5 protein-coding genes are annotated in these 14,440 nt (G+C 44.7%); 3 read left to right on the top strand and 2 right to left on the bottom strand.

Features of this window, described 5'->3' with window-relative positions; all coding sequences use genetic code 11:
* Nucleotides 1-2: 2 nt before the first annotated feature.
* Nucleotides 3-677 (top strand): 2OG-Fe(II) oxygenase, encoded by a 675-nt coding sequence (locus HJG39_RS08915; RefSeq protein WP_268408586.1) that lies wholly within the window; start codon nt 3-5, stop codon nt 675-677.
* Nucleotides 678-816: 139 nt separating this feature from the next.
* Here the strand turns inward: HJG39_RS08915 and HJG39_RS08910 are convergent, their stop codons facing one another.
* On the bottom strand, nt 817-3,006 hold the full coding sequence (locus HJG39_RS08910; RefSeq protein WP_268408585.1) for a 3-hydroxyacyl-CoA dehydrogenase NAD-binding domain-containing protein: 2,190 nt from the start codon (nt 3,004-3,006) through the stop codon (nt 817-819).
* A gap of 11 nt (nt 3,007-3,017) precedes the next feature.
* A complete protein-coding gene (locus tag HJG39_RS08905) occupies nt 3,018-4,229 on the bottom strand; it encodes an acetyl-CoA C-acetyltransferase (protein WP_268408584.1) in 1,212 nt (403 codons plus the stop codon).
* A 198-nt stretch (nt 4,230-4,427) separates the two neighbouring features.
* Between HJG39_RS08905 and HJG39_RS08900 the strand changes: the two genes are divergently transcribed.
* Nucleotides 4,428-5,465, top strand: coding sequence for an AraC family transcriptional regulator (locus HJG39_RS08900; RefSeq protein WP_268408583.1), 1,038 nt, complete (start codon nt 4,428-4,430; stop codon nt 5,463-5,465).
* 857 nt (nt 5,466-6,322) lie between these two features.
* Entirely contained in the window at nt 6,323-14,440 is an 8,118-nt protein-coding gene (locus HJG39_RS08895) for a non-ribosomal peptide synthetase (RefSeq protein ID WP_268408582.1), read from the top strand.

The raw sequence follows: 14,440 nt of genomic DNA, 5'->3' as shown, positions 1-14,440 counted from the left end.
GCTTGAACGCTATTCCGTTTGTTAACGCTTCTAACGGGAACGACTCCACCAACGACGCGCTTTTCAACCAAATTGCTAATGACCTTCGCAATCAAGGCTACAGTATTAAGCCAAATGCGCTGCCAGAAACACTCGCCAATGCCTTATTGCAACACCAATATGATATGGATGATTCGCAGTTTAAAAATGCTGGAATTGGCCGTGGTGATAAATATCTAAAAACGGATTTTGTCCGTACGGATGAAATTTGTTGGATCACTGGAGACTCGGAAGCTGGGCAGGAATGGCTAAAATGGGCCTCAGCATTGCAATCGTTTTTAAATCGTCGCTTATTTTTGGGCTTGTTCTCTTTCGAAAGTCATTTTGCACATTATGCTCCGGGTGATTTTTATAAGCGCCATTACGATGCATTTAAAGGGGAAGCGAACCGCGTATTATCTTTGGTGACTTATTTAAACCCTGATTGGCAACAGAATGCGGGTGGGGAATTAGTGTTGTACCGTGACGAGCACGATAGAGAAGGCATTAAAGTCACACCATTACATGGCACTATCGTCGCTTTTCTCAGTGAAGATTTTCCTCACGAGGTGTTACCTGCAACACGAGATAGGTTCTCCATTGCTGGTTGGTTTAGAATAAATACCTCCATTGCGGGTCAGCTTGATCCACCGAGCTAATTAGACCTTTACCGCATGATAGCAAGCGAGCGTTTAGCGTGAAATTAACCACGCCAAAGCTCACTAATCTTGCTCACCGAGCATGATGCCTAAAGACACCGCAACCGCTTTCCTGCGGCCACGAGCCTGCTTTAGAACCTTATAGAAATTCACGCTCTTCCTGATGGTACTGGAGCACGATGTCTGGCACCTGAAAACGATTACCATAAGCATGCGCCAATTGCTGACAACGCTCTATGAAACGACCTAAACCATAAGTGTTCACAAATTGAATATAACCGCCTGTCCATACCGGTGCGCCAATACCTAGAATGGCGCCAATGTTGGCATCTGCAACACTACTCACTACACCTTCTTGCAAACATTTTAAGGCTTCAATCACGTTGCGGAACAACAACCTGTCCTTAATATCCTGATCGGGTATCGCTACGCTGGCATTATAATATTCCTGCACAACGCCTTGCCAAATACGCTTTCCTTGGTCGGTATAGTCGTAAAAACCGCCACCATAATGTTTTCCTCCTCGAGCATGATGCTCGCTAACAAACGCATTCACTTTCCATGCGTCTGGCATTGCCTCATTTTCCGCTTGGCGTAAGCCTAACGAGATTTGAGTATCTCGAATATGAGACAACAATTTCAGGCTCACCTCATCCATCATGGTTAACGGTCCAACAGGCATACCAATGGCGACACCTAAGTTATCGACTTTCACTGGATGCACCCCTTCGGCAATTAACTGCGAGGCTTCGGTTAGCTGAGCTTCAAATGTGCGTGACGTATAAAAACCGACTTTGTCTTTTACCACGATGGGGGTTTTCCCCAACTGTTGTACAAAATCGAAGGCTTTGGCCAAGGTTTCATCGCTGGAATTGTCGCTACAAATCAGTTCAACCAGCGGCATTTTGTCGGCAGGTGAAAAAAAGTGGATCCCGATAAAATTCTCAGGACGGTCGCTTGCTTGCGCCAACAAACCAATAGGTAGCGTCGAGGTGTTACTACCCCACACCGCCTCTTTTGAAAGTCTCGGTTGAATTTGTTGTGTGATGCGCTGCTTTAGTGCTTTGTCTTCAAACACCGCTTCAATAACCAAATCACAATCCGCAAAATCCGCTGCGTTTTCGGTAGTTGTAATACGCGCCAACAATTCGCTCATTTCTTCAACGCTGACCTTGCCTCGCTCAACGCCTTTTTGCATGGCTCGCTGACTGTAAGCTTTTCCGGCTTCGGTTTTTTCCAACGAATTATCCATTAACACACATTGTATGCCAGACTTCGCTGCGGCATAGGCAATGCCCTGTCCCATCATCCCAGCCCCAACAATACCGAGTTTTTTCACATTAAACCGCGTTGCTATATCGGGACGACTTGTTCCTTGCTTCACCGTATTCATTTGGAAAAAGAACGCCTGCATCATGTTCTTGGCCTGCGGCGTGGTGATTAAATGTGCAAGTTTGCGGCTTTCCACCACAAGTGCTCGGTCAAATGGCAAACGCGCAGCTTCTGCCACCATATCGATAATTTGCTCAGGTGCGGGCAGTAAACCTCTTGTTTTTTGAAAGGTTTGCGCACTTGCGCCGGTGATAAATAAGGCATTTTTTGGGTGATTTATATCGCCACCGGGAATGCGGTGAACCTGACCATGACGTTTTTTGTCTAAATCCCACGGCTGTACCGCGGCTAGAGGTTTATCTGCATTCTCTTTGAGCCATGCTTTAGCTTGCTCAACTAACGCCTGATTAACTTCATCTTGATTCTGCTTCGTTGCCTCAATAGCAATCAGCTCGTCAATCAAACCTAACTTATGGGCCGACTTAGCGGATTGCTTTTTGCCTTCTAACAGCAGAGGCAGAGCAGTTTGCACACCTAACAAATTAACACTTCGTACAATCCCTCCGCCACCGGGCAATAATCCAAGCTGCACTTCAGGCAACCCCACCACGGCATTGGGCGCGGCAATTCGATGATGGCACGCTAAACACAACTCAAAACCACCGCCTAACGCAGCACCGTTAATGGCGGCAACCACGGGAACAGAGAGCTGCTCAAGTTGTCTTAACTGGTGTTTAATATTCTGTAAAAACGTATACGCTTCGGCTTCCTGCCCTTGCTTAATACCCGACATGTAATGCAAGTCTCCACCTGCGAAAAAGGTTGTTTTAGCGGATGCAATTACAACTCCCGTTAACTCCGTTTCTGCTTGGAGCTTGCCCAACGCCTCTTGCATCAAGACAATAAACTCGGCGTTCATGGCGTTAACCGCCCCCGACATATCCATGCTTAGGGTAACGATACCTGCATTGTCTTTAGAATAATGAAATTGTCCCATTTGCCGACTCCTTACACGCGCTCAATAATAGTGGAAATGCCCATGCCGCCGCCAATACACAGCGATACCATGCCCCGCTCTAAGTCGCGTCTTTCTAGCTCATCCAACATGACACTGACTAACATAGCCCCCGTTGCCCCTAGAGGATGCCCCATCGCAATAGCGCCGCCGTTTACATTGGTGATATCGTGCCCGATATTTAAATCACGCATGTAACGCATAGCAACGGAAGCAAACGCTTCGTTAATTTCCCACAAATCGATGTCGCGAGTATTCATACCGGCAATTTTTAAGCATTTATGGGCGGCAGGACCGGGGGCTGTAAGCATAATAACGGGGTCATTGGCAGTTACCGCCCCCGCGATAATCCGCGCACGGGGAGTTAAACCGAGGTCATTTTTTGCCTGCTCATTACCAATTAATATGGCTGCGGCACCATCTACAATACCTGATGAATTCCCCGCAGTGTGGACATGATTTACTCCTTCAATTTGCGGGTAACGAGCCACTGCCATATCGTCTAAGCCACTTGCTCCCATTGCCGCGAAAACAGGATTTAACCCAGATAAAATCTCTAACGTGGTATTCGGTTTAATGAAATCATCTTTTTCTAAAATGGTCATACCATTGAGGTCTTTTACTGGTACAACGGATTTATCGAAGTAGCCACTATCACGAGCAAAAGCAGCTCGACGTTGCGACTCAAGTGCGTATTGGTCCACATCCTCTCGGGAATATCCATCAAGCGTCGCGATTAAGTCTGCACCAATGCCTTGTGGCACAGAAAGCTGTTCAAATTTGAACTGAGGGTCGAAAAATAGCGCACCACCATTACTGCCCATTGGAACACGCGACATGGATTCCACACCACCTGCAACCACTAAATTGGACCAACCCGACATCACTTTTTGGGCCGCAAGATTGGTTGCTTCTAACCCTGAACCACAGAATCTATCCAATTGCACACCAGCAACGGATTCATCCCAACCTGCGTGCATAGGAATCGCCTTACCCACATCACTGCCTTGCTCACCTATCGGTGTAACACATCCAAACAACACATCATCAACATAGGCAGTATCAAGCTCATGACGACGCTTAAGCGTGTTAAGTAAAGTTGCGCCTAAATCCAGCGGTTTCACCTCCGCTAACGAACCGTCTTTCATTCGCCCCTTGCTACGAGGGGTACGGACTGCATCAAAAATATACGCGGTGCTTTTCATGTAAGATCTCTTTCTCATTTTAAGCGTTATGGCGGTAGGCTAATGCAAACGAGGTGTTAAGGCATTGACCAAAGCTGTCAACACATTGACCAATGACGCCTAAATCTGGTTTCATTAGTTATCATTATTTCTGTAGGTTTACCGAGTTAATGCCAAACAAACCACAGATGAACTTGGCAAAAGGTCGATAACAAATCGATGACACAACTTCCATTAGTGAAACACTCCATTCATCCCAAAGCACTGGCGCTGCTACTTGCAGGTTATCAACAAAAAGGCCACTCGGTGCCAGCGCTTTTAGCCAGTGTTGGGGAGCCTACGGACTTCTTTCAACGCGAAAACACGCGTTTACCTTCCCATAAATTAGGGAAGGTCTTCTTACAGATCATTCACCAGCTAAACGATGAAACGCTCGGGTTTTTAACCCGTTCAACACCCCGAGGTTCAATGGATTTAGGGTTAACCGCAGCAATGGGCACTCGCTCGTTGCAAGGAGCCATCAAGCGCCTCGCGGCATTCTTCCATCTCATTCATGAAGACATGACGTTTGAGTTAATTGAAACAGACAAAGAAGCTCAACTTAAAGTCCATTTAAGTGCCGCTGCGCCAGCAACGCAAAACCCTAATCTTTTTATTATTATTATGATGCTGTTTCTCGTACGCTGGATGTCTTGGTTAGTCAATCAGCAGGTGATGATTAACCAAATAACCTTACAAATGCAAAAACCGGTTTTTGCAGGTGATATGGACAGTATCTTCCCGTGCTCCCACTTCTTTTCTCAATCGCATAACTGCATTATCTTTAATAAAGACTTTTTATTACTTCCATTGGAACGCAAACTCACGGATGTAAAAGGTTTCATTGCAACATTGCCCGATTTACTCACCCGCCGATTTATTGATTCCAATTTAACGGGACAAATCAAACGTATGTTGAAAAGCAAAGATAACATTGCCTCCTTATCTCTAAAAACGATCGCTGAAGAACTCAACAAAAGTCCGCAAACCTTGCGTAGACGCTTAAAACAAGAGGGGGGAACCTTCGCAGAGATTAAAGAAAACGTGCGAAGAGACATAGCTATTTATCATTTAACGCATGAAGACATGCCAATAAAAAATATCGCTTATCGTGTAGGTTTTTCCGAGCCGAGCGCTTTTATTCGGGCTTTTAAAAATTGGACTGGGTCGACACCAGGTGAATACCGTGGGGCCTTTAAGGCAAAACCGAATACATAATTTTAACCTTATCGTTTTTAATTATTTTAGTGCATATTACATAACTAAAAGATTATATTTTAATCAATGATGAAATAAAGATATAATAATAGTTCAAGTTTGTGCATACCTATTTAATTTTTAACATACTCATAAATCATTATTTTCACAAAATAACCAAAACTTAACCCTCACAAACAAAAAATTTATACATTTTATATTTTTATCCCAATAAGCCTGCCCTAAAGATTTAGATAAAATCTACGCATATTTCCATTTCCTCCTTGAACATAAACCCTTTGTGTGACATTTTTACTAATAATTTCATTGACCTATTTCAAAAAAATGAAATCATGTTTATTTATACTAATTTTAGAGAGAAACCAATACAACTACCATACTGGTAAATTATTTGCTTTCCCCTATAAAGGTGAGTATTCTCCTTTTCTTAGGTATTGAGATTGGATATTTGTGGAAAAGTGGGGACCACAAACCGATTTAAACACATGAACATGTCAACATTATACTGGGTAATATATTTATCCCAATGAAAATTAAGATGACAGGTTTAACAAATACGAAAATTCGTAACAATTAAACATATAAAGATAGTGTTTAAATGCGTCCACATGAGCGAGCGATGCGCTCACTTTCCAAGTCAAAAATCAACGGATGCTTCAATAGGTGTAGTTTGAGTTATGAAAGTATTGTTATTTGACTTTAAGACTATCGTTATTTTCGCTCTTCATAATAGGGATATAATGAATATCCTCTTCTCTAGCCTCTTAACTTCCGTATTACTCGTACCCAAAATCAAAATGAGAACTCATTCCAAGTATTCAGTCTGTTAGTTCAATAAAATTTACAGGAACCATGTTATGTCTGAAACAATCAAGGCAAAACCAGAAGACGAAGCACAATCCGGTATCTCTCTCAACAAGCGACAGCTTGGACTATGGCTGATCCAACAAAAGTCACCGCAGAACGGCAGTTATAACGTAAGTACGGCATTTCGTATAAAAAGCGAGCTTCCTCTGGAAACTGTTAGCGAATTAGTTATCGACATGTTTAATTTTTTCCCCGCATTCCGCACAGAAATTTATGTTGATAAAGGCACACCGATGCAGCGTGTTTTGCCTCGATGGACTGGCGCAGTAAACATTTTTCCTCTTAGTAAAAAACTCACCATTGAACAACAGTTAGAAAAACTCAACGGGTTCCCTTTCGATTTCAATTCCGAATTACCCTCGCGGATAAACCTAATTGAAGGCAATCCCGGTGAAATTGTAATTCAAGTTGTGTTTCACCATATTGTCGCCGATGGCACAACGGCAAGACTCATCGCCCAACGTCTATACGAAAACTTCCAAATTCATATCAATAACGCCGAAATTGAATCTCTCCCAACTGCGGTTGATACTTATTTTGAAGCGGTACAACGTCATGACAACCTTGCACCAGAAGCCATGCAATATTGGAAGGATAAACTCACCGGTATTAGTTTGCACGTTGACCTTGCCAGCCAAGCAAATGCTCAAGAAGGCGTCAGTAGTTCCAGCGATAAAAGCCCTATCGGCAGCCTTGAATTTGAATTGGATTCACGTACCTCCGCAGACATTTTATCCTTTAGTAAAAAGCATCGTAGCACCCCATTTTGTTTTTTCTCGGCGGTATACAGCATTCTGATCAATCGTTGTTTTAGAGCAAACGATTTTGCGCTGGGTTATTTGCGAGACATCCGCGCTAAAAAAGACGCTCGCATTGCTGGCTTTTTTGTTGAGCACATTCCTTTACCCGTCAGTATTACCGATGAATTAACCGGCATTGACATGCTACAAAAATTTCGCCAAGACTTGCTTGCACATCGCAATGAAGGTGACGTTTCAGCCGTCGCGGTGCTTGAGCAATATCGAGAAGGCCAAGCGCCCCGAGGGCGAGAACTTAACGTGACTATTGGTGCAACTATTTTTAGTAGTTATACCTTCGGCGACCCCGATAAAGATGGCTTTAGCATGACCTCACTGCCGATTAGCACTGGGGAATTAGAAGCCGATCTTGCGCTGCTGTTAGATACGTCTAGTAAAAATATGCGTTTCCGCATCAACTACGATGCCAATTTGTTTAACAGCTTCACAATTCAAGCCATGGAAACCACCTTATATCAGCTAATCGAAGAAATGCTGTACAAAGGCGACCAACCGGTGAATTCGTGGGAACTGATTAACGAAGATGAAAAAGAATTGCTCCTCCCCGGTTATGGTTTGGTTGAGCGCGATTTTGGTGACTATAAAATTTTCCCAGAAGTCTTTGTTGAGCGGGTGCAAGAGCAACCTGATGCACTTGCCATCATTGATGGCGATGACTATTACACCTATCAGCAGGTTCATGAACTCGTCAATGTGGTGAGTAATACGCTAATTCAAAGCGGCATCAAATCAGGCGACAACGTTGCCTTATGTATGCAACGCGGCATCCGTATGGTGACATCCATTCTAGGCGTGCATAAAGCAGGTGGCACTTATATTCCATTGGATCCCACCTTCCCGCCAGAACGTCTTCACATGATTCTAGACGACAGCGAAGTAAAAGCCGTTGTTCTGCAAGAAGATTTCCGCGAAAAGCTCAGCAAAATAGTTAACGATAATGTGCCGATGCTAAACGTGCAGGACATGATGGAATCGGATGATCCTGCACTGTGTAAAGACTCCCCAATGATTAACGATAACCCTGTAGCAGTTGTCCTTTACACATCAGGCTCGACAGGTCGTCCAAAGGGCGTTGAAATTGGTCATTTGGCGTTATTGAATATTCTGCACGACCTTGAATACCGTTTCCCTATGGAACAAGGTGACAGGCACTTACTGAAAACCAATTACGTGTTCGATGTGTCCATTAACGAAATGTTTTCGTGGTTCATGGGACGCGGGACTTTGGTGATTTTACCACCTGATACTGAGCGTGATTTAGAGTTTGTTATCAACTATGTCAATGACATGGACATAACCCATGTCATATTCGTGCATTCCATGTTAACCGCCATCATTGATTACCTCGCAGATAAACCCCGCTCGGTGATGTTCCCCAAGGTTAAACACCTAACATCAACAGGCGAAAAATTCACGCGCACCACATTCGACCGTATTAAAGAGCTCGGCTTCAATCACCTTTCTATCGAAAACCTCTATGGTCCAACAGAAGCCGCTATTTACTGTAGTCATTACCCTATTTTGGAATGGACCAAAAACAGCCGTAACGTTCCCATTGGTCGCCCAATAGCCAATATCCGTAACTACATTGTTGATGAACAAATGAAGCTACTGCCCCCCGGTTTTGCGGGTGAGCTTTGTGTCGCCGGTGCAGGTTTAGCGTTTGGCTACCGTAATTTGCCAGAAAAAACCGCAGAAGCGTTTGTCGATAACCCATTTGCGATTGGTAAAGACACCCGTTTATACCGTACCGGCGATTCGGTACGTATCATGGAAGACGGTAACATTGAGTATTTTGGCCGGATTGATACGCAAGTTAAAATCCGCGGGTTGCGTATTGAACTAGGCGAAATTGAAGAGCGCATGCGTCAACATCCGATCGTCTCGGAAGCCGTTGCAGTGGTAAAACAAACCAATACAGGCCCTGCAATTGTTGCTTACTATTCCAGTGACGACGGAGAACAAACTCGCCAAGTATTAACCGATTATTTAAATCAGTACCTAGCGCCTTACATGATTCCTCAATATTTTGTTTATATTGAGAAAATGCCAACCACAGCCACCGGTAAGCTAGACCGTAAAGGTTTAGAGCTTATGCCGTTGGAAGAAAAGCAATCTGATATTGAAGTCGACGAATCCGATGACGCTGGCGGCGCCCCGGTTAACACGGTGGAGCTGGAAAACAAACTGCTGCAAATATGGCAAGAAGTGCTTCAAAAGAAGAGTGTGGGTGCCAACGACAACTTCTTCGAACTAGGTGGTCACTCTTTGTTGATAACCAAAGTGACACAAAAAATCGAAGAAAAATTGGGCATGGGAATTTCCGTAACCGACTTCTTCCGTTTCCCTAATATTCGTGAATTAACCTCTTTCCTTGCCTCTCAACACGATGTTTCAGACATGCCGGTACAGGCAACACAAGATACTCTGCGTGATAAAGAAGAGGACATTGCAGTTATTGGCCTAGCGTGCCGTTATCCCGGCGCAAAAGATGCCGACGCCTTCTGGGACAACTTAGTCAATGGTGTAGAAGGCATTTTGGAGTTCACAAACGAGGAATTATCTTCCAGTGGAGAGCTTCCCACTCTTTACAAACACCCTAACTACGTCAAACGCAAAGGCATGATTTCCGGCGCCAAAGAGTTTGACGCAAACTTCTTCAATTACAGCCCAAGAGAAGCTGAGATTCTCGACCCACAACAACGCTTATTTCTAGAAGAAGCCTTCCATGCATTGGAAGATGGCGGCTATGGCGACATTAGCCAAACGCAAAATGTGGGAGTTTACGGAGGCTCGGGCTTCAATTATTACACCGATAATCTAAACGATTATATGCGACACAATAAGAGCGTGACGTCGTATCAGGTGATGGTGGGTAACGCCAACGATTTCCTATGTACGCGAGTCGCCTACAAGCTCAACCTTTGTGGCCCTGCCATTACCATGCAAACCGCTTGTTCCACCTCCTTGGTTGCCATTGAAAGAGCCTGTGCTGATTTACGCGAAGGCCGCTGTGATATGGCGCTTGCTGGCGGCGTATCCTTAATCAGTGGAGTGGAAATCTCGGGTTACATGTATCGTGAAGGCATGATTTTATCGCCGGATGGTCATTGCCGAACGTTTGATTCCCAAGCGAAGGGAACCGTTCCAAGTCAGGGAGTTGGCTTAGTGTTGTTAAAACCGTTAAGCCAAGCCCTCAAAGATGGCGACCACATTCGTGCTATCGTAAAAGGCGCTGCCATCAATAATGACGCCAATGCCAAAGTTGGTTACACCGCGCCAGGCATTGATGGTCAAAGAGATGTGATTCGCACAGCACAAATTCGTGCAGGTATCGACCCTGCCAGCATAAGTTACATTGAAGCGCACGGCACAGCCACGCCAATGGGCGATCCTATCGAAATATCAGCACTGTCCATGGCCTTTAATGAAAGCAAAGAGAAAATCGAACGCGCTAGCTGCGCTATTGGCTCGGTTAAATCTAACATTGGTCACAGCGACACCGCTGCGGGCGTAGCAGGCTTAATCAAAACAGTATTGTGTTTAGAGCATGGAACCCTTGTACCAAGCTTGCATTATAAACAACCCAATCCCAATATCGATTTTGGTCCATTCCACGTCAATACCGAAACACGCGAATGGACAACAAAAGCCAACACCCCTCGCCGAGCGGGCGTAAGCGCTTTTGGTATTGGGGGAACCAATGCCCATATTGTCTTGGAACAAGCCCCAGAGAAAAAAGAAAAGCCAACCAAAAACAAGGCAAAAACGCCCTTTGTTTGTTTGCCTTTATCTGGCGCTTCAAACATTGCCCTAAACAGCAATGTTAATCAGTTAAATGCCTTTTTAGATAAAGGACGATGCGAGTCACTTGAGGGCTTAGCCTATACCTTGCAGCGAGGGCGTCACCCTCACCGCCACCGCAAACTGGCTCTGGCGCCTTATCTTGATAATGTAAGTGCATTGACGTCCAGTCAGCTCATTATGCGTACAGAAAAAGACGCGCGCTTTAACGACGGTGATAGCATTGCCTATGTCTTCGCCGAAGAGCCTTCCGAGTCGCACATTAACACTTTGCAGCAACTTGCATCCGAAGTGCCGGTTTACCAAGCCTACGTTCAAAAGTTAGTGAAGTCGTTAAAGCTGAAGTGGCAGACCCAAATGGCTAACTTAATGGAGTCAGCCATTTCTGATGACATTGCGCAAAAAGCCTGTTTGTCCGCCATCTATAGCTTGGCTTTAGCCAATTTGATGCGCGATTTTGGCTTGCAGCCCAAGGCAATTGTTGGTTCAGGTTACGGGCAAATCATTGCTGCGGTATTTGCCGGACTCATCAAACCGGATGTTGCACTGAGTCTCTTTACCGATGGCGAGGTAACAGACACGCAAATTAAAGCCAATGCGTCTGCTCCCATCTACTTTAGTGCTTTGGAAATGTGGCACTCAGGTCAAGTCGAACTCGACCTCAACTCGTTAAATGTAGCGGCGAAGGTTAACATTGACCAAGCGCTCGTCGCGGAACATCTTGGTGCAGACCAAACCATTCAACTATTCAATCCAACAGTGAATACGGAAGCGCCTGTTGAAGATTTATACCATTTATTTGCGGATGTCTGGTGCATGGGGGCCGAAGTCAATTGGGATGTGTTCTATCAAAATCAACACCCACAACGCGTGAAAGCCCCGCTTTATGCATTCGATAAAAAGCAATATTGGGTGGCAGATCCAAAACTGACGGGGCCAGATCGCCAACTGTGGTCGGCACTGGTCAATCGCACCTATAGTACATTGGTGGAAAATGAGGGCCTAGTGAACAACATGGCTTTCATACAAAAGCAAGCCACTAAGCACGATGCCGCTTTAGTTTTTATGGCTAGAGCCCTAAACCGTATTGCTCATTCCCCGGTTGAGTTTGGGCAACCTTACTCTGTTGAGCAACTCAACCTGAATAGCGTTGTTGAAAAATACCAACCGTTGGTAGCCGATTGGGTAGATGAACTTAACACTTATATTGATCGCGTACACAGCGCTGAACTGCAAAAAGCCATTCAATCGGATGAAGAACTTGAAAGCTTTATTGTTCAGTTACGCCAACTTTGGGATGACGAACAAGCCTATATTTCCCGCATCATAGACTGCGGCCACTTACTTTCCGATATTCTAGACGGAAAAGTGGAAGCCATTAATGTGCTTTCGGTGGAGGGAGAATACTTCAATGCCTTTGGTGACGAGAAGCTCGTTGAAAACAGCCCACAAATTCAATATTGCAATTTGGCTGTGTCTTCCATGCTTGATAATTTATTACGTCAACTGCCCAAAGATGTCTCTTTGAAAGTGCTTGAAATTGGTGGTGGCTCAGGTTACGCCACTAAAGAGATCATGCCCAAACTGACAAAGACAAGTTGTCAATATAGCTTCACCGACACCAACGACATATTGCTTGAACGGGCTGGTAAGCGTTATGCAGAATACGACTACTTCACCAGTTCGCGTCTGGATATTGAATTCTCACCACAAGCTCAAGGCTATCCAGAAAACAATTACGATGTTGTGGTTGTCGGTAACTCTTTATATAACGTCAGAAATATTGACGAAGCACTAGCGCATGTGCATTCCCTATTGGCACCGGGAGGGATGTTGATCATGTGGGAAATCACATCACCTCAACTTGAGTTTGCTATTACCGAAAGCCTGATGATGAATCCAATTCACGATGGCCTTCGCTCACAAGCCAATCCTTTTATTGGTGTTGACGCGCTACAAGAAAAACTCTACGCCACCGGTTTTGAACAAGTTGAGCCTCTAACCCCCGCTGAACATTCAGCGCACAGTGTGTTGATAGCAAAGGCAGGCGAGCCGCAGGTAAAACGCGCTTTCTCCTACTCCACTGGGAAGGACTATCGACTACAAACGAACTTTGTCGGCTGCGATATTACCCCGTTAAATAGTACACAAGAAGAAAGTGCTTCTTCTCACCTAAGCGTGGCAGAAATCATTGCTAATCTGTGGTGCGAACATTTTAATATTGAAGAAGTTAACCCTGAAGACAACTTCTTCGACTTAGGCGGCGAATCCTTGATGGCGCTGGGGTTGATCGATGATATTAACGAAGCATTCGAGTTAACGGTTGCCGTTAATACATTATATGAGGTTCCCACATTGTCTGCGTTATCGGAGTTTGTTGCCGGCCAACTCCCTGAAACTTCGCATCAAATAAAGCAAGATAAACCGAAATCAACTCAGGATAGGGTGAACCAACTTTGGCTTGAGCATTTGAATTTATCGGAGCTGAATCCAGACGATGACTTCTTTGATCTCGGCGGGGATTCTCTTATTGCGCTTGGTATGATTGAAGACATCAACAACATCTTCTCAACCGATATTTCTGCCAATATCCTTTACGATAATCCGACATTGAGCAAACTAACAGAGTTGGTTCAACACAACCAACAGCAGAAAACCACAAAATCAGCGGCAGCGAAAGCGCCTAAAGCCGCCCAGAAACCGGCTAAGTTCACGCCATTGGTCCAGTTACAACAAGGAACCAATGAAGACTTACCGCCAATATTCTTTGTACATGCTGCTGGCGGTGGCTTGATTTTGTTCTCACGCTTAGTAGCCGCTCTAGGAAAAGAGTACACCGTGTACGGTTTTGAATCGCCACCGGATTTACCACAAAACTCAATTGAGGAATTAGCAGATACCTATCTCAATGCTTTAATGCAAAAATTCCCGTTCAAACAATCCTTTATAATTGGCGGGCATTCATTTGGTCCTGTGGTAGCACTGGAGATCAGTCGTAAGCTTATTGAGTTTGGTAAGACCGTTGAATCTATGATCCTCATTGATCCTCCGGGTCCGGGTAAGATGCCAAAACATCCTGAAAACTATACGGACATCTTGCTTCACCTGAACGACGATATTGTTAAGTTAGATAAACAATATATGTTGGCACTGCCGTTGGAAGAACAGATTAGCTACTTCCACCAACTTGCAGGGGAAACACTCTGGAAGAAGCATTTCAGCATTATTACACCGGCGTTTGTGACAACCTTCAAAAAGCAGCTTGATATGTTGCAAAACTACACATTCGCACCATTAGATTGTGAAGGTATTTACTTCACACCGTCACAATCAATGCCGTTGCTTCCCAAGGACATGTACACCGCATGGGAAAGTATTCTTGAGGGTCAATTAGAAGTAGTTGAAGTGGAAGGCAATCATATATCTATGATTGAGAATCCAGGGGCTATTACTATCGCCGATAGAATAAAAGCCAAGTTTAGCTAA

This window comes from Alteromonas sp. a30, from assembly GCF_026788005.1.
Taxonomy (GTDB): domain Bacteria; phylum Pseudomonadota; class Gammaproteobacteria; order Enterobacterales; family Alteromonadaceae; genus Paraneptunicella.
Note: the sequence above shows the minus strand (reverse complement) of the source record. Positions and strands in the feature narration are given on the sequence as shown.

Coding starts and splice junctions, on each gene's coding strand:
- HJG39_RS08900 (WP_268408583.1), top strand. CDS start 4,428: ATGACACAACTTCCATTAGTGAAACACTCCATTCATCCCAAAGCACTG.
- HJG39_RS08895 (WP_268408582.1), top strand. CDS start 6,323: ATGTCTGAAACAATCAAGGCAAAACCAGAAGACGAAGCACAATCCGGT.
- HJG39_RS08905 (WP_268408584.1), bottom strand. CDS start 4,229: ATGAAAAGCACCGCGTATATTTTTGATGCAGTCCGTACCCCTCGTAGC.
- HJG39_RS08910 (WP_268408585.1), bottom strand. CDS start 3,006: ATGGGACAATTTCATTATTCTAAAGACAATGCAGGTATCGTTACCCTA.